The 22,277-nt window shown below is 52.1% G+C and carries 19 protein-coding genes and 2 pseudogenes; 13 read left to right on the top strand and 8 right to left on the bottom strand.

Features of this window, described 5'->3' with window-relative positions:
• A complete protein-coding gene (locus tag QFZ34_RS21355; RefSeq protein WP_162802487.1) occupies positions 1–951 on the bottom strand; it encodes a carbohydrate kinase family protein in 951 nt (316 codons plus the stop codon).
• 319 nt (positions 952–1,270) lie between these two features.
• Between QFZ34_RS21355 and recA the strand changes: the two genes are divergently transcribed.
• The 3 genes from recA (at position 1,271) to QFZ34_RS21340 (ending at position 5,982) form a co-directional block, all read left to right on the top strand.
• Positions 1,271–2,365, top strand: coding sequence for a recombinase RecA (gene recA / locus QFZ34_RS21350; protein WP_115052980.1), 1,095 nt, complete (start codon positions 1,271–1,273; stop codon positions 2,363–2,365).
• 198 nt (positions 2,366–2,563) lie between these two features.
• A complete protein-coding gene (alaS, locus tag QFZ34_RS21345) occupies positions 2,564–5,221 on the top strand; it encodes an alanine--tRNA ligase (RefSeq protein ID WP_307285276.1) in 2,658 nt (885 codons plus the stop codon).
• Between the two features lie 308 nt (positions 5,222–5,529).
• Positions 5,530–5,982, top strand: a complete 453-nt coding sequence (locus QFZ34_RS21340; protein WP_307286641.1) for a hypothetical protein — start codon at positions 5,530–5,532, stop codon at positions 5,980–5,982.
• A gap of 1 nt (position 5,983) precedes the next feature.
• On the opposite strand, the pseudogene QFZ34_RS21335 reads toward QFZ34_RS21340, so the two are convergent.
• From QFZ34_RS21335 to QFZ34_RS21325, 3 genes and pseudogenes are all read right to left on the bottom strand, one after another.
• A pseudogene (locus tag QFZ34_RS21335) lies at positions 5,984–6,112 on the bottom strand (N-acetyl-gamma-glutamyl-phosphate reductase); the annotation flags it as partial.
• Positions 6,113–6,200: 88 nt separating this feature from the next.
• Positions 6,201–7,422, bottom strand: a pseudogene (locus tag QFZ34_RS21330) (aminotransferase-like domain-containing protein).
• Between the two features lie 154 nt (positions 7,423–7,576).
• Complete coding sequence (locus QFZ34_RS21325) at positions 7,577–8,791, bottom strand: NADP-dependent isocitrate dehydrogenase (protein ID WP_307285273.1); 1,215 nt, start codon at positions 8,789–8,791, stop codon at positions 7,577–7,579.
• Between QFZ34_RS21325 and QFZ34_RS21320 the strand changes: the two genes are divergently transcribed.
• The 3 genes from QFZ34_RS21320 to murI are packed head-to-tail and all read left to right on the top strand — an operon-like array spanning position 8,790 to position 10,738.
• Complete coding sequence (locus QFZ34_RS21320; protein ID WP_307285270.1) at positions 8,790–9,089, top strand: hypothetical protein; 300 nt, start codon at positions 8,790–8,792, stop codon at positions 9,087–9,089. The genes QFZ34_RS21325 and QFZ34_RS21320 overlap by 2 nt on opposite strands.
• Positions 9,076–9,942: an RNA methyltransferase gene (locus QFZ34_RS21315; RefSeq protein WP_307285267.1), complete on the top strand. Its 867-nt coding sequence runs from the start codon at positions 9,076–9,078 to the stop codon at positions 9,940–9,942. The genes QFZ34_RS21320 and QFZ34_RS21315 overlap by 14 nt, the downstream gene beginning before the upstream one ends.
• The gene (gene murI / locus QFZ34_RS21310; RefSeq protein ID WP_307285264.1) at positions 9,935–10,738 is read left to right on the top strand and encodes a glutamate racemase; all 804 of its coding nucleotides are present in this window, start codon (positions 9,935–9,937) and stop codon (positions 10,736–10,738) included. Before QFZ34_RS21315 ends, murI begins: the two co-directional genes overlap by 8 nt.
• A gap of 1 nt (position 10,739) precedes the next feature.
• Here the strand turns inward: murI and QFZ34_RS21305 are convergent, their stop codons facing one another.
• Complete coding sequence (locus QFZ34_RS21305; protein ID WP_307285261.1) at positions 10,740–11,780, bottom strand: LLM class flavin-dependent oxidoreductase; 1,041 nt, start codon at positions 11,778–11,780, stop codon at positions 10,740–10,742.
• Between the two features lie 227 nt (positions 11,781–12,007).
• Here QFZ34_RS21305 and QFZ34_RS21300 point away from each other — a divergent pair, with 227 nt between their 5' ends.
• The gene (locus tag QFZ34_RS21300) at positions 12,008–12,646 is read left to right on the top strand and encodes a LysE family translocator (protein WP_307285258.1); all 639 of its coding nucleotides are present in this window, start codon (positions 12,008–12,010) and stop codon (positions 12,644–12,646) included.
• Between the two features lie 45 nt (positions 12,647–12,691).
• Here the strand turns inward: QFZ34_RS21300 and rocD are convergent, their stop codons facing one another.
• On the bottom strand, positions 12,692–13,900 hold the full coding sequence (gene rocD, locus QFZ34_RS21295; protein WP_307286544.1) for an ornithine--oxo-acid transaminase: 1,209 nt from the start codon (positions 13,898–13,900) through the stop codon (positions 12,692–12,694).
• A 24-nt stretch (positions 13,901–13,924) separates the two neighbouring features.
• Complete coding sequence (rocF, locus tag QFZ34_RS21290; RefSeq protein WP_307285255.1) at positions 13,925–14,914, bottom strand: arginase; 990 nt, start codon at positions 14,912–14,914, stop codon at positions 13,925–13,927.
• Positions 14,915–15,047: 133 nt separating this feature from the next.
• Here rocF and QFZ34_RS21285 point away from each other — a divergent pair, with 133 nt between their 5' ends.
• From QFZ34_RS21285 to QFZ34_RS21260, 6 genes are all read left to right on the top strand, one after another.
• Complete coding sequence (locus tag QFZ34_RS21285; RefSeq protein WP_115052990.1) at positions 15,048–15,470, top strand: Lrp/AsnC family transcriptional regulator; 423 nt, start codon at positions 15,048–15,050, stop codon at positions 15,468–15,470.
• Between the two features lie 201 nt (positions 15,471–15,671).
• Positions 15,672–17,066 carry an aminodeoxychorismate synthase component I gene (gene pabB / locus QFZ34_RS21280; protein WP_307285251.1) on the top strand — a complete coding sequence of 465 codons (1,395 nt, stop codon included), beginning with the start codon at positions 15,672–15,674 and terminating at the stop codon, positions 17,064–17,066.
• On the top strand, positions 17,063–17,659 hold the full coding sequence (locus QFZ34_RS21275; RefSeq protein WP_307285250.1) for an anthranilate synthase component II: 597 nt from the start codon (positions 17,063–17,065) through the stop codon (positions 17,657–17,659). The genes pabB and QFZ34_RS21275 overlap by 4 nt, the downstream gene beginning before the upstream one ends.
• A gap of 150 nt (positions 17,660–17,809) precedes the next feature.
• Positions 17,810–19,258: an aldehyde dehydrogenase family protein gene (locus QFZ34_RS21270; RefSeq protein WP_370878824.1), complete on the top strand. Its 1,449-nt coding sequence runs from the start codon at positions 17,810–17,812 to the stop codon at positions 19,256–19,258.
• Between the two features lie 50 nt (positions 19,259–19,308).
• Complete coding sequence (mgtE, locus tag QFZ34_RS21265) at positions 19,309–20,721, top strand: magnesium transporter (RefSeq protein ID WP_307285243.1); 1,413 nt, start codon at positions 19,309–19,311, stop codon at positions 20,719–20,721.
• Between the two features lie 111 nt (positions 20,722–20,832).
• Entirely contained in the window at positions 20,833–21,219 is a 387-nt protein-coding gene (locus QFZ34_RS21260) for a MerR family transcriptional regulator (RefSeq protein WP_115053294.1), read from the top strand.
• Between the two features lie 4 nt (positions 21,220–21,223).
• On the opposite strand, the gene QFZ34_RS21255 is transcribed toward QFZ34_RS21260, so the two are convergent.
• Positions 21,224–22,189, bottom strand: coding sequence for a heparan-alpha-glucosaminide N-acetyltransferase (locus QFZ34_RS21255; protein WP_307285241.1), 966 nt, complete (start codon positions 22,187–22,189; stop codon positions 21,224–21,226).
• Positions 22,190–22,277: the final 88 nt, after the last annotated feature.

The following is a 22,277-nucleotide window of genomic DNA, read 5'->3' as shown; positions in this document are numbered from 1 at the left end:
TTATGCGAGCGGATTTGCGGCGGGGATGCACGCAAGCGCTTGGTCGAATTCGTGTTGTGAAAATTTGGGGCTGGCTGAGTGAACCTGTAGCGTCAACAAGGATGCGGCCATTCCTTCGCGGCACGCCTGCTCAAATGGCTCGCCGCGCATGAGTGCAGCAATGGTGCCTCCTGCTACTGCATCACCGGCGCCCGTTACATCTGCAATACCGGGAACCTCCGGCGGCTGGATCGTAAAGACGTTATCGCTGTTAAAGGCGAGCGCGGCGTTACCTCCATTGGTTATAATTGCGCTACGAAGCCCCTGATCGCGTAAAGCGGCATGAATTTGAGTAAGTGAGGCATCTTGCTCCAGGTCCGAAAGGGCCAAAGCCTCGCGCCGGTTCATGAAAAGGCAAGCAAGCTCGGGAAAGACAGGGCGCAAGCGGATAGACTTTGCAGGGGAAATCGCCAAGGCGAAGATTGGCAGACTGCCGGCCAGCTCGGCAAGGCGCTTTAACCCTTCCGGCGGCAGGTTGGCATCGCAGAATATCGCATTGGCGGATGAGATGGCATCGCGCACCTTGCGCCGGCGCAATTGCTTTGGCAGCGCAAGTTCGTAAAGCGCCATATCGGCGATCGCAGCAACCACGTCGCCGTTTTCATCGAGGATAGCCGTATAGCTTGGCGTGGGCCGATCCATAAACACGACAGAACTGTCCTTTATGCTTGCCAATTCCATTGCCAATGCCACCGCATCTCCGGCAGGATCCGCACCCCGCACCGAAAGAATATCAGCTGAAATGCCGCGCTGCACCGCTAGCCTGAGGGCGTTGAAAACACCGCCGCCGGCTTCTTCGCGCATAATTCCGGGATTGGAGGCTCCAGGAACAAAAGGTACTGTGCTTTGGCCCCGCCGGTCGAGATGAGCACCGCCGACAGCAAAGAGCAGCGGTTTAATATATGTGGCCATGGTTGAAAACTTGCCTGGATAAAACTGAAGGTTGCGACGTTGATCGCGTTCCTCTTTCTCTAGACCGCAGAATCGCCCGACGCAACAATGAGAGCGATTCGACGACATCGAGCGATCTTAACCCCGGTGCTTGGTAAAACAGGTCAAAACAAAATGTGGACGGCAGTGGCAGTCATGACAAGAACATTATCAGAACAAAATTGATTTCTATATTAATTTCAGCCACATAGCGCTATTGCAAAATAAGAACAAAACAGATACAAATAAGTTCACAAACAGGAACATCCGGACTTCATGCATATCACAGGGGTAGTGTAACATGGCTCAGAATTCTTTGCGGTTGGTTGAGGGTAATTCGGTGGATAAAACTAAAGCGCTTGATGCGGCATTGTCGCAGATTGAAAGATCCTTTGGTAAGGGGTCGATTATGCGGCTGGGGCGCAACGAGCAGGTCGTTGAGATTGAAACTGTGCCTACCGGTTCATTGTCGCTCGACATTGCGCTCGGTGTTGGCGGTCTTCCCAAGGGACGTATCGTAGAAATTTATGGACCGGAAAGTTCTGGTAAGACGACGCTCGCACTGCATACAATTGCAGAAGCGCAGAAGAAGGGCGGGATTTGCGCTTTTGTCGATGCGGAACACGCGCTTGATCCGGTCTATGCACGCAAGCTCGGCGTTGATCTGGAGAATTTGCTGATCTCCCAGCCCGATACGGGGGAGCAGGCGCTTGAAATCACCGATACACTGGTTCGTTCTGGCGCAATCGATGTTTTGGTTATCGACTCTGTTGCTGCACTGACACCACGTGCCGAAATTGAAGGCGAAATGGGCGATAGCCTGCCAGGCTTGCAGGCTCGGTTGATGAGTCAGGCACTGCGCAAGCTGACAGCTTCGATTTCGCGTTCCAACTGCATGGTCATTTTCATCAACCAGATCCGCATGAAGATCGGCGTGATGTTTGGCTCGCCCGAAACAACGACTGGCGGCAATGCGCTTAAATTCTACGCTTCGGTTCGCCTTGATATTCGGCGCATCGGTTCGCTAAAAGAGCGTGATGAAGTCGTGGGCAATCAGACTCGTGTAAAAGTGGTCAAGAACAAGCTTGCTCCGCCCTTCAAGCAGGTTGAATTCGATATCATGTATGGTGAAGGTGTTTCGAAGACGGGTGAACTTGTCGATCTTGGTGTCAAGGCTGGTCTGGTCGAAAAGTCTGGATCCTGGTTCTCCTATAATTCGCAGCGCCTTGGTCAGGGCCGAGACAATGCCAAATTGTTCTTGAAGGAAAATCCCGATCTGGCCAATGAGATCGAACTTGCAATCCGCCAGAATGCAGGATTGATCTCCGAGCAGATGCTGGACAAGGGTCCGAATGATATTGAGGATGATGACAATTTGGATGCTGCTGAAGGCTAAGCCGATAAACAGCGTTATTTGATAGTTGTAAAAACCCGCACACCTTCACGGTTGCGGGTTTTTTGTAATCCATTGCCGCGGGAAGAGGGATTTTCTGGACAGCGGCAGAACGCATCGCTACAAGCGTTTCGTTCTATCCCTTCATTTTGGGGAAGTAGTGAATCCGCATTGGATATACAGGATCAGAGGCTGAGAATTATGAGTGGCGTCAACGAGATACGGTCGACATTTCTGAACTATTTTAAGAAGAACGGCCATGAGATTGTCGCGTCGAGCCCGCTTGTGCCCCGCAATGATCCGACGCTGATGTTTACCAATGCCGGAATGGTCCAGTTCAAGAATGTTTTCACAGGTGTTGAGCAGCGCCTCTATAACCGCGCGACGACTTCGCAAAAATGCGTGCGAGCAGGCGGCAAGCATAATGATCTGGACAATGTCGGCTATACTGCCCGTCATCATACCTTCTTCGAAATGCTGGGCAATTTTTCCTTTGGCGATTACTTCAAGGAAGAAGCGATTTCTCTCGCCTGGAATTTGATCACCAAGGAGTTTGGCCTGGACAAGGACAAATTGCTTGTGACCGTCTATCATACGGACGACGCTGCTGCGGAATACTGGAAAAAAATCGCAGGCCTTTCGGATGACCGGATCATTCGCATTGCAACCAGTGATAATTTCTGGGCCATGGGCGATACCGGACCTTGTGGGCCTTGCTCTGAAATATTCTACGATCATGGCGAGGATATTTGGGGCGGTCCTCCCGGTAGCGCAAATGAGGACGGAGATCGCTTTATCGAGATCTGGAATCTGGTCTTCATGCAGTTCGAACAATTGACCAAGGAAGAGCGGATAGAGCTGCCACGTCCCTCTATTGATACCGGAATGGGGCTTGAACGCCTTGCTGCCGTGCTTCAGAACGAGCATGACAATTATGATATTGATCTGTTTCGTGCGCTGATCCGGGCATCGGAAGATGCAACCGGCGTAAAAGCCGAAGGTAAGTTTCGCGCCAGTCATCGCGTGATCGCTGATCATCTGCGCTCGGCAAGCTTCCTTATTGCCGATGGCGTGCTGCCATCTAACGAAGGCCGTGGTTATGTACTTCGTCGCATAATGCGTCGCGCCATGCGCCATGCGCAATTGCTCGGTGCCCGCGATCCGCTGATGTGGCGTTTGCTTCCGGCTTTGGTGCGGGAAATGGGACAGGCCTATCCAGAGCTTGTTCGCGCAGAGTCGTTGATCTCGGAAACGCTCAAATTAGAGGAAACACGCTTCCGCAAGACATTGGAGCGTGGTCTTGGACTTTTGGGCGATGCAACGGAATCTTTGGGTGAGGGCGACAGCCTGGATGGCGAAACCGCATTCAAGCTATATGACACTTTTGGCTTTCCGCTTGACTTGACGCAGGATGCTTTGCGTCAGCGCGGCATCAATGTCGATACCGATGGGTTCTCCGCTGCCATGGAGCGGCAGAAGGCTGAAGCGCGCGCGCATTGGTCAGGTTCCGGTGACGCTGCGACCGAAACTGTGTGGTTCTCGGTTCGAGACAAGGTGGGCTCGACGGAATTTCTCGGCTATGAGACGGAGAAAGCCGAAGGCGTTGTCACCGCATTGGTTCAAAACGGCAAAACGGTCGACAGTGCCAGCGAAGGGCAATCCGTATCTGTTGTGGTCAATCAAACACCATTTTATGGCGAGTCCGGCGGTCAGCAGGGCGATACGGGCGTAATTACCGGTGAAGGCTTCAGCATCGCCATCAGCGATACGCAGAAGAAAAATGATGGCGTGTTCGTTCATATTGGCACAGTCACCAAGGGCACAGTAAAAGTGGATGCGGCGGTTGAGCTTGTCGTGGATAGCGCTCGTCGCAGCCGCATTCGCTCCAACCACTCGGCAACGCATTTATTGCATGAGGCTTTGCGCGAAACATTAGGAACCCATGTGGCGCAGAAGGGATCACTTGTTGCGCCTGATCGCCTGCGTTTCGACTTCTCACATCCCAAGCCGATTTCCGACAAGGAACTTGCGGCCATTGAAGATCTTGCCAATGAAATTGTTTTGCAGAACGCGCCCGTTTCGACGCGGCTGATGGCGGTTGATGATGCAATTGCCGAAGGCGCAATGGCATTGTTCGGAGAAAAATACGGAGACGAGGTGCGTGTCGTTTCGATGGGCACTGCGCTTCACGGAGAAAAGGCCGGAAAAAGTTACTCCACAGAGCTTTGCGGCGGCACGCATGTGCGCGCAACGGGCGATATTGGTCTTATTCGCGTTGTTTCTGAAAGCGCGGTGGCAGCTGGTGTTCGTCGCATGGAAGCGTTGACGGGCGAAGCTGCCCGCCGTTATCTCGAAGAGCAGGATGACCGGGTAAAGGCAATTGCGGGCGCACTCAAATCATCGCCCGCAGACGCATTGTCTCGTGTAACGGCACTCATCGACGAACGGCGCAAGCTTGAACGCGAACTTACTGAAGCGCGCAAACAGCTCGCTTTGGGAGGCGCAGCATCTGGCGGTGCCAAGTCTGAAACCATCAATGGCGTGGGCTTCCTTGGTAAAGTGGTTTCCGGGGTCAATCCACGCGACCTCAAGCCATTGGCAGATGATGCCAAGAAAACAGTTGGCTCTGGCATTGTCGCTTTCGTTGGCGTCTCGGACGATGGAAAGGCAAGTGCTGTGGTTGGCGTTACCGACGATCTGCTCGGGAAGTACAGCGCTGTCGAACTCGTCCGCATTGCATCTGCGGCGCTGGGCGGTGCTGGCGGGGGCGGTCGCCCGGACATGGCGCAGGCCGGGGGTCCCGATGGGGCAAAGGCGGAAGAGGCAGTCTCTGCGGTTCGTCAAGCTTTGCTGAATTAATTTTCGTACTCCTACCCGAGTGTAAGTCGGGTAGGAGTACACTTTTTAATTGTTATTGGGCATATATTGGTCATTAGACTTATTGTTTATTGCGTGTTTTGAGTTTTTATTTAAACTCTGTAAGTGCATTGAAATACTTTATATTTCTTATTGATCTTATTGAATTGTATATTTTACAGTCACACGCAAAATTTGTATTTTCTTTTAAATATTTAGGGAATTCCGTGAAGAGAATACTTGGTTTATTGTTTATTTCGATTTCTCTGAGTTCTTGTTTAACTCCACCAAGTGTTGTGAACGATGTTCATATGAACGACAAGACGGCATATGGTTCAATTGCCACGGCTTACTATGCAATATTCTCTTTCTTGCAAGTTCAACCATTCTATTCGACGACGGCCGGTTACGGTTTCAAAACTGTCTATGCGGCTTTTGACAGGGTTAATTTCGAGGAAGCCTGGAGTTTTGGAAAACGGCTTGAATTCACCAAAGGCACTTTCGAGAGGCAGCCATGTTTTCAGGCGCCGTGCATGGTCTTTTCGAATGGCATTGTGATCTTGACCGAAGCAGAGTTCCTGGAGGCGTCGTCCAATGGGTTTGCCTTTGAGCTCGTTGGCAAGTCGGGTAAGGTGGTTGGCAAGGTGAACCCACAGGCCTTTCGCGATGCTCTGAAACTCAAGAGTAAACTCGGTCCAGCTGCCGCGCCATCTGTAAGCTCTTCAGCAGAACAGGTTGTGGCCGGGCAGGAGGGCAATCAATAGCATTACCATTAAGATCGCTCATATAGACTGGCATTTGCACAATCATGCCTTGGGCAAGGTCAACGCTGGGGCTGAAAATCGGTTTGGGGTCAAGGCGACCATGCAGCTGCAATTCGGGAACGCGCTTGTGCACTGATTTGTGAATCATCTTTGAACCAATGCCGCCGGGAACTGTCTATGTCCGGCAACATTGTGTGAGCTCATTAAAATGGCGCTTATCAAACAGCCAATTGGTTTTTGATAAGCGTTCCCAAGCGGGCCATACCCGTATCAATGGCTTCGGCATTTGGCAGGGAGTAGTTCAGTCTGATTGTGTTCTTGCCGCTGCCATCGGCAAAGAATGCGGATCCGGGCACGAAAGCCACCTGGATTTCTTTTATCGATTTTGCCAGCAGATCCGCACCGTCCATATGTTCGGGTAGCGTCATCCACACAAACATTCCGCCTTCCGGTTTTGTCCAGGTAACACCCTCTGGCATGTAATTTTGTAAGGCTTGCAACATGTGATCGCGGCGCAGCCTGTAGCTATCGCAGGCCTTGCTGACCTGTTGGTCGAAATGCCGCTTAGCCACATGGTGAATAACCATCTGGTTGATTGTTGGGCTGTGCAAATCGGCAGCCTGTTTTATCAGGACCAGCTTGGAGATGATGGGCTTTGCCGCACAAACCCAGCCCACTCGAAGGCCGGGCGTCAGGGTTTTTGAAAAACTGCCGGAGTAAATAACCCGCGTCTTGTCAATCTCTCCCTCGCGCTCAATATCGAGAGCAAGCATGGAGGGGGCGTTTTCGCCGTTGAACCGCAGTGACCGGTAAGCGGCATCTTCTATGAGGGGAATATCGAGCTCATGGGCAAGCTCGATCAGCTTGGCACGCTCGCTGCGTCCAATAGTTTCGCCAGTCGGATTGGAAAAATCAGCGGTAAGATAGGCGAGTTTTACCTGCCCGCCGGCTTTCTCTGCGCTCTGCATATAAGCTGCTGGGGTCGTATTGCCGCCTTCCGGTGTCAGACGATCATAACGTGGCTCATAGGCATTGAATGCCTGAAGCGCTCCGAGATAGGTGGGCCAGGTGGTAAGTATCGTATCGCCTGGCGAAATAAACAGCTTGCCCAGATAGTCGAGCGCCTGCTGAGAACCCGTGGTAATGATGATATTGTCTATCGTGCATTCAACACCGAGCGATGCCATATGGCCAACGAGCCACTGACGCAGTGGCTTATAACCCTCGCTGACCGAATATTGCAGTGCTGCGCCAGCATTTTCACTCAGGATCGCGTTGTAAGCTTCCTGAATCGCATCTTTCGGAAACAGCGCCGGATCAGGTATGCGCGCCGGCAAAAGAGATAATGCCGGGCTGATCCAGGAGCTTGAGCAGTTCGCGAACTTCGGAAGCACGCATATTATCGATGCGCGTTGAATATCGGTCGTTGCGATTGCTCATTTCTTCCTCCGCAATTTTGCAGGCACTCGACTGCAAAACAGATAATATGTCAACAATGCTGTCGTATATTTATTGCTTTGGAGCAAAAAAGACCGCATTTATTAAAAAAGCCCCGTCACAGTGTGAACGGGGCTTTTGAATTCAAGTGGTTTTATCAGGCAGCCATAGCTTTTGTAAGATTTTCGCTGATCTTGTCGAGGAAGCCTGTTGTTGAGAGCCAAGGCTGATCAGGGCCGATCAAAAGCGCCAGATCCTTGGTCATGAAGCCCGATTCAACGGTGTCGACACAGACTTTTTCAAGCGTGCTTGCGAAGCGATCCAGTTCGGCATTGCCGTCAAGCTTGGCACGATGTGCCAGACCGCGGGTCCATGCAAAAATCGACGCGATGGAGTTTGTCGATGTTTCCTGTCCCTTCTGGTGCTGGCGATAGTGACGGGTAACCGTGCCATGAGCAGCTTCTGCTTCCACTGTCTGGCCATCTGGGGTCATCAGAACGGAAGTCATCAGACCAAGTGAGCCAAAGCCTTGCGCAACGATGTCAGACTGCACGTCGCCATCATAGTTCTTGCAAGCCCATACGTAGCCGCCAGACCATTTCAGTGCCGAAGCAACCATGTCATCGATCAGGCGATGCTCATAGCCGATCTTCTTTTCTGCAAACTTTTCCTTGAACTCCGTATCGAAGACTTCCTGGAAAATGTCCTTGAAGCGGCCGTCATAGGCTTTGAGAATTGTATTCTTGGTCGACAGATAGCAAGGAACGCCGCGATTATATGCGTAGTTCAATGATGCACGCGCAAAATCGCGAATTGAGTCGTCAAGATTGTACATGGCCATGGCTACACCAGCGCTTGGTGCGTCATAGACATCGTGCTCAATGGTCTGGCCATCTTCGCCGACGAACTTGATCGACAACTTGCCCTTGCCGGGGAACTTGAAATCTGTCGCGCGGTACTGATCACCAAAGGCATGACGGCCAACGATGATTGGCTGTGTCCAGCCTGGAACCAGACGGGGAACGTTTTTGGCGATGATAGGCTCGCGGAAAATAACGCCGCCAAGAATATTGCGGATGGTGCCGTTAGGCGACTTCCACATCTTCTTCAGGCCAAATTCTTCAACGCGCTGTTCGTCAGGAGTAATGGTGGCGCACTTTACGCCCACACCATATTGCTTGATAGCGTTTGCAGCGTCGATCGTTACCTGATCATCCGTTGCATCGCGGTGTTCCATGCCCAGATCATAATATTTCAAATCAATATCGAGGTAAGGATGAATCAGCTTTTCCTTGATATATTGCCAGATGATGCGAGTCATCTCATCGCCGTCGAGCTCGACAACCGGATTTGCAACCTTGATCTTTGCCATGAATATTGGGCCTCTTTTTTGCCGGGTTTGGGATGCCGGCTTTGGTTTGATTGAGGGTTCGCGCCCCTATAGCATTGGAAAACAGTTACGCAAAGACGCTCGCACATGGTTTCGCGCAAACAGTTGGATTGCATCACAACGCCATGCTTGTTTTTTGATGCCCAAAGGTCGCCGCAACGCTTTTAATGGCGCAAAATCCTTCTCCAGCAGTCAAAATAAGATTTTTGGGGTTTTGTGTAAAAAAAACGCGAGCTATTACGGCGCAATCAAAGCAAGGATTGAAAATGGCCGGAACTGACAGACAGCGCACCCTTATTGCGGAAGGCCCGGCAATTATTCTGGTAGAGCCGCAATTGCCGGAAAATATCGGCATGGTGGCGCGGGCAATGGCAAATTTTGGACTGGCCGAGTTGAGATTGGTCAAGCCGCGCGAAACCTTCCCAAATGAGAAGGCGCGTTCGGCTGCCAGTCGTGCCGATCATATTATCGATAATGCAAAGGTTTTTGATGATCTGGCTTCGGCGATCAAGGATTTGCATTTTGTCTATGCGACCACGGCTCGCGAACGTGACGCTTTTAAGCAGGTGCGTGGTCCTGTTGAAGCTGGACAGATATTGCGGCAACGTTTCAACAATAAAGAAAAAACCGGAATTCTGTTTGGTCGCGAACGTTTCGGCCTCAACAATGACGAAATCAGCCTCGCTGATGAACTTGTGACCTTTCCCGTCAATCCGGCTTTTTCTTCGTTGAATATCGCGCAGGCAGTGCTCCTCATGTCTTACGAGTGGATGAAATCAGGACTTGCAAACGAAACCGATACGGCCTTTCGCGGCCCGGAACTTGAGCCTGCTCCGAAAGAGCAATTGCAAGGATTTTTCAACCATCTTGAAGATGCGCTTCAAGCTCGCGGTTACTTCCGTCCCATGGCGCGTAAGGAGATTATGGTCAATAATCTGCGCGGAGTACTGACGCGAGCTGGTTTTTCCGAGTCAGAATTAAGACTGCTACGCGGCGTTGTTGTTTCGCTGGATTACTTCAGTCCAAAGACCCCGCGCGGTTCCGGCGCGCCCGAGGGGCGCAAGCGCGAAAAGTCCATGCCGCCAGAAAATGACATGCAAACTTTGGACAGGGATTCATCAAGCGATGAATAATACGGCCAGCGACAGACCAATTATTGCTTTTGACAGCGGTATTGGAGGTCTTACAGTCCTGCGCGAGGCGAGGGTGCTCATTCCAGATCGCCGCTTTGTCTATATCGCCGATGATGCCGGTTTTCCTTATGGCGATCGGGAAGAAGAGGCTTTGAAGCAGCGTATCATCGGCCTTTTCGATGGTTTCATTAAAACTTATGATCCTGAAATAGTGATCATTCCTTGCAATACGGCATCGACACTCGTGCTGGATGATTTGCGTAAAGCATTTCCAGCAGTGCCGTTTGTGGGCACAGTTCCCGCGATCAAACCAGCAGCCGAAAGAACGTCTTCAGGTCTGATCAGCGTTCTGGCAACGCCGGGCACTGTGAAACGCGCCTATACGCGTGATCTCATCCAGTCTTTTGCCACAAAATGCCACGTGAGGCTTGTCGGCAGTCAAACACTCGCTCGAATGGCTGAAATGCACATGCGTGGCGATAAGCTGGATGATGCGGCACTGCTGGACGAAATTATGCCGTGCTTCTACGAGAAGGACGGCAAGCGTACGGATATCGTGGTGCTGGCCTGCACCCACTATCCGCTACTGGTCAATGTATTTCGCCGCCTTGCTCCCTGGCCCGTGGATTGGCTTGATCCAGCTGAAGCCATAGCAAGGCGGGCATTATCCTTGCTCAAGCCCAATGTCGACGGTGTGGAGCCGGAACATGGTGACGATATCGCCGTGTTCACCTCGGGCTTGCCGGATTTTCCAACGCGGCGTCTGTTGCAGGGTTTTGGACTAAATCCGGTCTAGCTCAGCCAAGCTGACCAAGCTCTTTGCGGATGACCGGTGCTACCTTCGTACCGTAAAGCTCAATCGCTTTGAGCGTGTTCTTATGCGGCAAGCTGCCAAGATCAATCTGCAACATAAAGCGATCATGTTTGAAGTAAGTATATTGCAGCATGATCTTGTCGATGATCTCTTGCGGGGAACCAACCAAGAGAGCGCCCCGAGGCGTGCGTCCAGCTTCATATTGCGCACGATTGCTCGGCGGCCAGCCACGTTCGCGGCCGATTTTATTCATGACAACTTCGTAAGATGGCCAGTATCCGTCAGCGGCTTCTTGCGACGTATCAGCCACATAGCCATGCGAGTTGATACTAACCTTGAGCGTCTCCGGGGAATGTCCAGCTTTGCTTCCCGATTCACGATAGAGTTCAACCAAAGGCGCGAAGCGATGCGGCTCGCCGCCGATGATCGCAACGGCAAGCGGCAGTCCCAGCGTGCCGGCTCTGACAACCGATTCCGGCGTTCCACCGACAGCAATCCATACGGGCAAGGGATTTTGCACCGGGCGGGGATATACAGCGATGTTATCCAGTGGTGCCCGCAATTTGCCGTGCCATGTCACACGCGTGCTTTCGCGTAGCTTCAGCAATAGATCGAGTTTTTCTGTGAAAAGCTCATCATAATCGCGAAGATCATATCCGAATAAAGGGAAAGACTCGATGAAGGAGCCGCGTCCGGCCATGATCTCAGCGCGGCCAGACGAAATCAGATCGAGTGTGGCATATTCCTGGAACACCCGTACCGGGTCTTCTGAACTCAGAACCGTAACGGCGCTGGTAAGGCGAATATTCTTGGTGCGGGCAGCGCCAGCGGCGAGCGCTACTGCAGGCGTAGAGATAACAAAATCAGGGCGGTGATGCTCTCCAATACCAAATACATCCAGCCCAACCTGATCCGCCAGTTCCATCTCTTCAATGAGATTCTGCATCCTTTGATGAGCATCAATCGCAACACCGGTTGTTGGGTCCGGGCTCATACCCGCAAATGTATAAATGCCAAGTTCCATGATTGTGCTCTTCGTTTTCAAACTAGACCGTAGGTAAGCTTGTCGACTCGTATTGTGAAGAACGCACATTTCAGTGTCCGAGGCACCAAAAAGTGACCGTTCAATTTGCAGCCGAAACGTGATTTGCGTGGAATGCCCGGCTGAACATGCCACCGTGACAAGATTCGCAGTGACTAATTCGTGTTCATTTGTCAGATATATGCAAAAGCAAAAGGATGGTGACGCATATGAGCTGGTCAGTAATATTTGCCTTCGTGATCACTGCCACGCTTTTGGTCACGTCACCCGGACCCAACGGCATGTTGATTGCCAAGACGGTTCCGACCTCTGGCCGCGCAGCCGGATTTGCCAATATTGCGGGATTCTTTACCGCATTTTACATACATGGCGCTTTGTCAATTCTGGGTATTTCCATCATTGTCATGAAATCCGCAACGGCATTTATGATCGTCAAATATATTGGCGTGGCTTATTTGTGCTGGATCGGAATTAAGGCGCTGATGGCTGCCTTCAAGGGTGTTGAAACTGCACCCAGGATCGCCCCCGCAAAGCGTCAGCGTACTCTTTTGAAGGCGTTCTTCGAGGGGTTGCTGACGAATGGCCTGAATCCCAAAGTATCAATGTTTTATCTTGCGGTTTTCCCGCAATTCATTCCTTTGAATGCTCATCCCGTAGCATCGGCTTTTCTGCTCGTTTTCCTGCATTCCATGATCAATATTGTCTGGTTCGGCTCGATTGTGTTTCTTTTTTCAAAGCTGACGGCCTTCACACGGCAAGGAAAATTCCAGCGCTGGCTCAAGGGGGTGACAGGCGTTGTTTTCATCGCGTTTGGGCTGAAACTGGCTACTTACCGGCCAGCTATCTAAAACTGCTCCGCACAACTCAGAGTACAGAGCAGTTTTGGTTTTGTGTTAGTTGAGCCTTGTCAGTACTTCATCGAATTGTTCGAGCGCCCAATCCACCTGATCGCGCTTGATAACTAAAGGCGGGGCAATGCGGATTGTGTCGCCATGGGTATCCTTGGCAAGAATGCCACGCTCTTTCAGCTCATAGCAGAAGCGGTTTGCGCCACCGGCTTCAGGATGCAATTCGACGGCCAGCATCAACCCACGGCCACGGACTTCCCGCACGATGTTGCTACGAATGCCCTTTAGCTGTTCAAGGAAGTACTGACCTTCGACCCGGGAATTCTCGATCATGCCTTCTTCTGTAAGGACGCGGAGCGCTGCTCTGGCAATTGCGCAGGCAAGCGGGTTTCCGCCAAACGTGCTGCCATGCTGACCAGGCTTTAGGACGCCAAGCACGTCGGTATTGGAAAGAACGGCAGAAACCGGATAAAAACCGCCGGAAAGCGCTTTTCCTATTAACGTTACGTCGGCTTCGATGCCTTCATGTTCTTCAGCAAGTAGCGCGCCTGTCCGGCCAAGCCCTGTCTGGATTTCATCAAGAATAAGCGTCACATTATTGCTGGTGCAAAGCTCGCGCACTTTAGTGAAATAGCCTTGGGGTGGAATGATAACGCCAGCTTCGCCCTGAATGGGTTCAACAAGGAAGGCAACAGTATTAGGGGTCAAGGCGGCGCTGAACGCGTCGATGTCGCCAAAGGGAACCACCTTGAAGCCGGGAGCAAATGGTCCGAAGTTTTCTCGCGCTGAAGGATCTGTGCTGAAGCCAACAATTCCCATGGTCCGGCCATGAAAATTATCGGAACAGACGATGATTTCCGCACTGTTTTCCGGAACGCCTTTTACTTCATAACCCCATTTGCGAACGGCCTTGATCGCTGTTTCGACAGCTTCCGCGCCGCTGTTCATGGGTAGAATTTTATGGGAGCCGGTCAGTGCCGCCAGTTCTTCATAAAACAAGGCAAGCTGATCATTGCGAAAGGCGCGGGAGGTCAGCGTCAACTTGCTGGCCTGCTCAGTCATGGCCTTTAGAATTTTGGGATGGCAATGCCCCTGATTGACCGCTGAATAGGCAGACAGGCAATCTAGATAGCGATTGCCTTCAATATCCCACACATGGACACCTTCACCGCGCTCCAGCACCACGTCGAGGGGTTTGTAGTTATGTGCCCCAAGACGGGATTCGGTAGAAATGAGATCGGCGGCTGTGTGCAGCAAAATATCCTCCTATTGCCATATTCAAGCGTTGATAGCGGTTGTGCCCTGATCAACGCGATTTGGTTTTCCGAAAACTGAGCGGCCAAAAAGGCTGGCCACGAGATCGACGAGCAACAAAGCGCTCTTGCCCCGCTCGTCCAGAAAAGGGTTCAGCTCGACAACATCGAGCGAGCAGACGACCCCTGAATCATGCAGCATTTCCATGACGAGATGTGCTTCACGATAGGTCGCGCCGCCGGGCACTGTGGTGCCAACACCGGGTGCAATGGACGGGTCAATAAAATCGACGTCAAAGCTGACATGGAGAACGCCATTTGCCTTTTGCACGCGTTCGAGAATTCGGCGCAGGAGCGGTGCAACGCCGAACTCATCGATCTGGCGCATATCAACGACATCAATACCCCGTTCGCGCAGAAGCACGCGCTCGGTGCTGTCAATTGAGCGGATGCCAAAAAGGTGGAGGTTTTCCGGTTTGACGAAACCATGCGGTTCATCGCCGAAAACGCCTTCGAGGCCGGGTTCCCGGCACAAAAGAGCCAAAGGCATGCCATGCATGTTGCCGGATGGCGAAGTGGCAGGCGTATTGAAATCAGAATGCGCATCAAGCCAAAGCACGAAGAGTTCACGATTCTGCTCTTCACAATAGCGCGCAATGCCGCCGACCGATCCGATGGAAAGACTATGATCGCCACCAAGAATAATCGGAAAAGAGCCTGATTTCATTGCGTTATAGGTTTCGATCGCCAGCATGCGCGACCATGCGGCGATTTCTTCAATATGATGGGCAAGACCGTTAACCGGCGGGACATTGGGCAATATTTCAGGAAGGTGCAGGTCGCCGCGATCTTCCGCAGCATGGCCGAGTTCTTCAAGTGTACGCACAAGCCCTGCCGTGCGCAAAGCGGCCGGTCCCATCAATGCGCCAAGCCGACCTGCGCCCTCTTCAATAGGGGCGCCGATAATGGTCAGGTTTTGCTTTTGAGTATCATCAAAATTGCCGTGCATATTCATGAATCGTCGCCATTTCGCAGATTGTCGTTTCCTGATGTTCGCATTTTTTAATGGTGACAAAAAGCCAGCATCTTGATAGAAATGCGCAACATAATGAGCAGTTTGCTTAATAATATTGATCGGTTTGATAGGTATGGATGACATTGATCGTCGGCTTTTGTCATTGATGAGAGATGATTGCCGCCTGCCGGTTTCATCGATGGCTACAATCCTGGGCATATCGCGCGCCACCGTGCGCACTCGTATCGACAAAATGACCAATGATGGCACTATTCAGGGCTTCACAATCACCTTGAAAGCTGGCGCTGGTGTCTATGGAGTACGGGCCATCGCCATGATCGAAGTTGCCGGGCAGGGTGGCGAGAAGGTTATTCGCCGCCTTCAGGGTTTCCCGGAAATCCGGGCCATGCATACCACCAATGGGCGCTGGGATATTGTTGCTGAGATTGAGGTCGAGACCCTTGAGGCTTTTGACAAAACGTTGCGTGATATTCGCCACATTGACGGAATCACCTCAACAGAGACAAGTATCCTTTTGTCTACGCGTAAAAGCTAAGCGATTATAATGTTTGCACCAGCATTATGCGTGGTTCGACGGGGCTCACCATGAGGAAGGTGAGTTGATTTTAAGACAGTTTCTATGAGCTGTTTTATAAAGCAGCCAAACCACTTTTCTCATGGTGAGCCCCGTCGAACCACGCATAATGTTACTGTAAAAATATCTAATGTTCGGTGCTGATACTCTCGGGAGAGCCATTTGCATATTCGTGAAATTCCATGGCTGGAGCCTGTCGATGCTGCCGAACGTTTGCGGGCGCTCGGAGGATTGAGCTTTCTCGACAGTGCGATGCGTCACGAATCCCTCGGACGGTACTCCTACGTGGCCGCTGATCCGTTCGGTCAGCTGATCGCCGATCAGGGCAGTGTAAGATGGAATAATGAGCCGGTGAGTATGCCCGCACGGGACGCTATTTCACATTGTCTCGAATTATACCGCACGGAGGGACAACCCGGATTGCCGCCATTCCAGGGAGGCGCGATAGGCTATTTCTCTTATGAATTCGGGCGCTTGCTTGAGCGATTGCCAAAGCCAGAAGTGCCAGAACAAGGGACAATGCCGGATGCCATATGGAATTTTTATGATGTCGTTCTGGCCTTCGATCACACAGAACAAAAAGTTTGGCTGATTTCAACCGGGTTTCCGGAACTGGAAAAAAGTGTTCGTGCAGAGCGCGCTGCGGAGAGGGCAGGACTGTTTTTAGACCAACTCACCAGATCGGAAAGTGGCGTTGCCGGACGAAAGCCAGCCATTCCCCGTACGGAGTGGAACTCCAATTTTGACCGTGAAAGCTATATGCAGGCGGTGAGCCGGGTCGTGGAATATATTCTCGATGGAGATATTTTTCAGGCGAACATTGCCCAGTGTTTCAGCGCAAACATTCCCGAAAATTATGCGCCATGGCTATTCTACAAGCAATTGCGCCAGAAAAATGCTGCAACTTTCGCTGCTTTTCTCGATCATGGTGACATCATTATTGCGTCAAGTTCACCCGAGCGGTTTCTCGCTGTCACTGGAAGCCACGTCGAGACACGGCCGATCAAAGGCACAATGCCGCGATCTTCCGATCCTGTGAAGGATAAGCAACTTGCCGACATGCTTCTTGGATCTGAAAAGGATCGCGCTGAGAATCTGATGATTGTCGATCTGATGCGCAATGATCTGTCGCGCGTTTGTCGTCCACACTCGGTTCTGACGCCAGTGCTTTGCGGTCTGGAAACCTATGCCAGCGTTCATCATCTGGTTTCGGTGGTGACTGGCGAGTTGGCCAAAAACACATCATTGATGGATCTGATCGCTGCATCATTCCCCGGAGGATCAATAACCGGCGCTCCAAAGTTGCGGGCAATGGAGATCATTACCGAGATCGAGCGGCAGGCGCGGGGCATTTATTGCGGTTCGATAGGCTATATGGGTTTCAATGGTAATTGCGACAGCAATATCGGGATCCGAACCGTGTTGTTTCAGGGCGGCAAGGCTATTTTTCAAGCTGGCGGCGGGATAACAGCGCTGTCGGATCCGGCAGCCGAGTATCAGGAAACCCTTGATAAAGCCGCTCGCATCTTCAGCGTTTTTGAAGAGGATGCGCCGTGATCCTGATCATCGATAATTACGATTCTTTTGTTTTTACCGTTGCACGCTATTTCGCAGAGCTTGGCACGATCCCGAAAGTGGTTCGAAACGACGCCATATCAGCTGAAGCAGTAAAGCACCTCGCTCCAGAGGCCATTATCCTTTCACCGGGACCATGCGGACCGCGCCAAGCCGGGCAGTCGCTGGCAATTATCGAACAGCTGAGCGGGGAAATTCCTATACTCGGCATATGTCTTGGCCATCAATGTATTGGAGAAGTGTTTGGCGGCAGCGTTGTGCGGGCACGCGAACCAATGCATGGTCGCTCGTCGGCAATCCAGCATGACGGCACGGGTGTTTTCAAGGGCCTGCCGAGCCCCCTTAGAGCGGGACGCTATCATTCATTGATCGTGGAGTACGAGCCGCAAGCGGGTCCATTATTGATTAATGCACGTTCCGGCTCGGGTGAAATCATGGGGCTGACCCATGCAAGCCACCCAACCCATGGCGTTCAGTTCCATCCGGAATCCGTATTGACCGAGTATGGTCATGCCATGCTCGGGAATTTTTTGCGGCTTGCACGGCAGTTCAATCGCGAACAAATAAAGGTGTAAATTAGCGCGCGCCGCAATTTTCGCCTCTTTGTTCGATATTCCTGTTGGACGTTTCGCCTATCCTCGCTACACACACAATATGACGTCCGCCGATCGTGGGCGGTCTTGTTACAATCGCCTTTTATAAAGCAAATGAGCAGGAGACAGATCATGCTGCGCAAGACCGATTTCTATATTGATGGAAAATGGATAGCTCCTATTGTCGCCAAAGAGCTTGAAGTGATCAACCCGGCTGACGAGCAAGCATTTGCCACGATCTCTCTTGGTTCTGCCGCTGATGTGGACAAAGCAGTTATCGCTGCCCGCAATGCCTTCACCACGTGGAGTATCAGCACCCGCGAGGATCGCCTCGCTTGGCTGGAACGCCTGATCGCCATTTACGAATCGCGCCTCTCCGATATGGCCAGGGCAATATCGTCTGAGATGGGTGCGCCCATGACCATGGCGCTCGAAGAACAGGCGGCTTCAGGAATGGGGCACCTCAAGGCCTTTCAGCGCGCGCTGAAGAATTTCGAATTCGAACGCCCGCTTGATGCACACAACAAGAATGTACGTATCGCCTATGAGGCAATTGGCGTTTGCGGCCTCATTACACCTTGGAACTGGCCGATGAATCAGGTGGTGCTGAAAGTCGTTCCTGCGATTGCTGCGGGCTGCACAGTCATTCTGAAGCCATCTGAAGTTGCACCAATGTCCTCCATTCTCTTTGCGGAAATTATTGACGCTTCTGACTTGCCCGCAGGTGTTTTCAACCTCGTCAATGGCGATGGGCCGACTGTGGGCGAAGCTATGTCACGCCATCCGGGCATTGATATGATGTCCTTTACCGGTTCTACGCGCGCTGGCATTGCTGTCACCAAAGCTGCTGCCGATACGGTCAAGCGGGTTTCGCTGGAACTTGGTGGTAAATCACCAAACATTGTTTTCGCTGACACGGATGTTGAAGCAGCAGTAAAGCGCGGCGTCGCCCATGTGTTCAATAATACCGGACAGTCCTGCAACGCGCCGACACGCATGCTCGTCGAACGTTCTGTCTATGACAAGGCAACAGAAGTTGCCGCACAAACGGCCAAAGCGACCAAGGTTGGCGATCCTTCGCAGGAAGGTGACCATATGGGCCCCTTGGTTTCCGAACTTCAGTTCAACAAGGTGCAGGGTCTGATAGAACAGGGCATCAAGGAAGGCGCGCGGCTCATTGCCGGCGGAACCGGACGTCCCGAGGGTTTCAATCGTGGCTACTATGTCCGCCCGACCGTTTTTGCTGACGTGAACAACGGCATGACCATTGCTCGCGAAGAAATATTCGGTCCGGTTCTGACGATGATTCCCTTTGATACAGAAGAGGAGGCTGTCGAAATCGCCAATGACACGCCCTATGGCCTTGCCGCCTATGTTCAGTCCGGTAATGTTGAGCGCATCAAACGCGTATCGAAGCAGCTTCGTGCAGGCATGGTGCGTATCAATGGCGCGAGCCATGCGGCAGATGCACCTTTCGGTGGCTATAAGCAGTCAGGTATCGGCCGCGAAGGCGGTCATTGGGGCCTTGAAGACTTCCTGGAAGTGAAGGCCATAAGCGGTTGGGAAGACAGCACCGCTTGAGCCTGTATTGCCTGAACGACGATTGATGCCAGCAGACGGGTGCGGACAGAATGGATGAAACAGAACGCCTGAGCAATGCCGCGCCTGATGTTGAGGACGTGGACATCTATGGCGAAGATGGCGCTGTGCGCTCGTCTTATCTTGCTCGCGTCGGCGCGGCTATTGCCGATCGCGATGTGCTGTTTCTGCGTTCGCATGTTGGCAAGCTGCATCAATCCGAGTTGGGTCATGTTCTTGAAGCCTTGCAGTCAGAACAGCGGCGCGCATTGGTTGAATTGCTTGGCGATGAGTTCGACTTTGCATCGCTCACCGAGGTGGATGAGGCTGTCCGCCTCGAAATCGTCGATGCAATGCCAAACAGGCAGATTGCCGAGGCCGTTCAGGACCTCGATTCCGACGATGCCGTCTACATTCTTGAAGATCTCGATCAGGAAGACCGCGACGAGATTCTGGCGCAATTGCCATTTACCGAGCGGGTGCGCCTCCGGCGTTCACTGGGTTATCCGGAAGAGACGGCTGGCCGCCGCATGCAGACCGAGTTTGTGGCTGTGCCGCCGTTCTGGACGGTGGGGCAGACCATCGACTATATGCGCGAGAATGATGATCTGCCGGAATCCTTTTCGCAGATATTTGTCATTGACCCGATGTTTCGGCTGCTGGGCGCCATTGATCTTGATCGCATCTTGCGCACGCGCCGCGATACGAAGATCGAAGATATCATGCACGAAACACGGCATGCGATCCCGGCAACGATGGACCAGGAAGAAGCTGCGCAAATTTTCGAGCAATATGATCTGCTATCTGCCGCTGTTGTCGACGAAAATGAGCGTCTGGTCGGTGTTCTGACAATTGAAAACATCGTTGACGTTATTCAAGAAGAGGCCGAGGAAGATATTATGCGCCTCGGCGGCGTCGGCGACGAAGAGCTTTCCGACTCGATCCTTTCCACCTCGCGCTCGCGTACGCCGTGGCTTGTGGTCAATCTGTTCACGGCATTTCTATCGGCATCTGTCATTGGGCTTTTCGACGGCACGATCCAGCAGATGGTCGCGCTCGCCGTGCTCATGCCGATTGTTGCCTCCATGGGCGGCAATGCAGGCACGCAGACGATGACTGTTACAGTGCGCGCGCTGGCCACCCGTGACATCGATATCTATAATGCTGGCCGTATCATAAGACGTGAAGCATCCGTGGGACTGATCAACGGCGTCATCTTTGCAATACTGATAGGTCTGGTCGCGGCTTTCTGGTTCAGCAGCGTCAATCTTGGCGGCATCATCGCTTGCGCGATGATAATCAACATGCTGGCGGCCGCGCTTGGCGGAATCCTCATTCCGCTCCTCCTCCACCGATTCGGCGCAGATCCGGCGATTGCCTCAGCGGTATTCGTGACAACAATCACCGATGTGGTTGGCTTTTCGTCATTTCTCGGCCTTGCAACATGGTGGTTTGGCTTCAAATAAAAGTTGTTATGCACCAAAGTTTTCAACCGAGTACAATCGTTCAATTGACTTTTACGTAAATTCGTGACCACTACATTCAATCGGTTAAAGAGAGAATGATCTGTGTCTGCTATCCGCGAATATTATTCAATTACAGAATTGACACGGGAGTTCGGTGTTTCGACCCGGACATTGCGCTTTTATGAAGATGAAGGCCTGATCCATCCTGTGCGGCGCGGGCGCACACGCTTATTCCGTCCCTCTGATCGGCATCTGCTAAAGCAGATTCTTCGTGGCAAGCGCCTGGGTTTCTCGATCTCCGAGATTCAGGAAATCATCCAGATGTACAAGGCGCCCCCCGGTGAGCTTGGACAGATTCATCTTATGATGAAGCGCGTGGAAGAAAAACGCAGTGAGCTGCGCCAGAAGCGCCGGGATATCGAAGAAACCTTGGCAGAACTAGATCAGGTGGAAGAGGGCTGCATTGAGCGGCTCGCTGAGCTGGGCGTTAATACCTGAAGTCTCACTGACCGGTTTCGTTAAGACAAATCTGCTGGATTTCCTGCATTTGCGGATCGGTTTGCGGATTTCGCTTTCCCGATAGTGCGTCAGCGAATATTCCGTCTGCCTGAAATCTACCCACGACACATCCGCAGAAGTTTTCGCAAAGGGCCTTGTCATAGGTCACTTCGCAGCTTTGCACACATTCACCCGCATAGCGGCTGGCAGGCAGGGATGGGGGAAAAATCTGGGAAATAACGTAGACAGAACCGATAAGCACAGGTTGATGAATCAGATAGAAGGCAAGGCTATGGCGACCGATAAAGCGCAGCCCTTTGTCCAGCCAAGCCGGTTTGATATTGCCCGCAAACAAGGTCAGCAAATTGAGATGCTGGAATGTTTTGGCGAGGGCCATCCCCACCAATACCGCTCCGAACCAAGGAAATATCGGTACAAAATCATTGGAGCGGATCGTAATTTCGGAAAGACCCAGCGGCCATAGCCACGGGGCATCAAACGCCGATGATGCCAGAAAATGGGACGCGGCAACAACTCCAGCAGCGGCGAAAGCGATGATAAATGCTGGCAAGCGCAAGAAAAGCAGGCCAAGAAGGCTCGCAGCCGCAATTTGATGGAGTATACCAAAGAATACAAAGCTGTCCGGGGTGAATTGATAGGTGGCAATTGTAATTGCCAGCGCTGCGGCAACAATTTGCGCTAGTCGGATGCCGAAGGGTCGCCAGCGAATGCCGCGACTATGAGCCAGAACGAGACTGAAGCCGACAAGCACCAGAAATGTCGATGCAATACAGCGGGCATAGAGCTTCCACATACCATGTCCGGTTGTGCCGGGCTCCAAATAGCCGAAGAACTCAAAATCCCAACCGGTATGATATGTCGCCATTGCAATAAGAGCGATGCCGCGCAACACATCGAGTTTGCCAAGGCGTGCTTTTACCGGAGGATTTGAGACAGCGTTTTGGCTCATTTTATGGAATCTCGTAGCTAAAGTTTGCCGCAAGCTATTGGAGCTGGCGCTTAAAATCCATGGCGTTTCAGCAATCCCATCACGGATT

The organism is Phyllobacterium ifriqiyense (assembly GCF_030817885.1).
GTDB classification, from domain to species: domain Bacteria; phylum Pseudomonadota; class Alphaproteobacteria; order Rhizobiales; family Rhizobiaceae; genus Phyllobacterium; species Phyllobacterium ifriqiyense.
The sequence above is the reverse complement of the archived record's forward strand: the minus strand, read 5'-3'. Positions and strand labels throughout refer to the sequence as shown.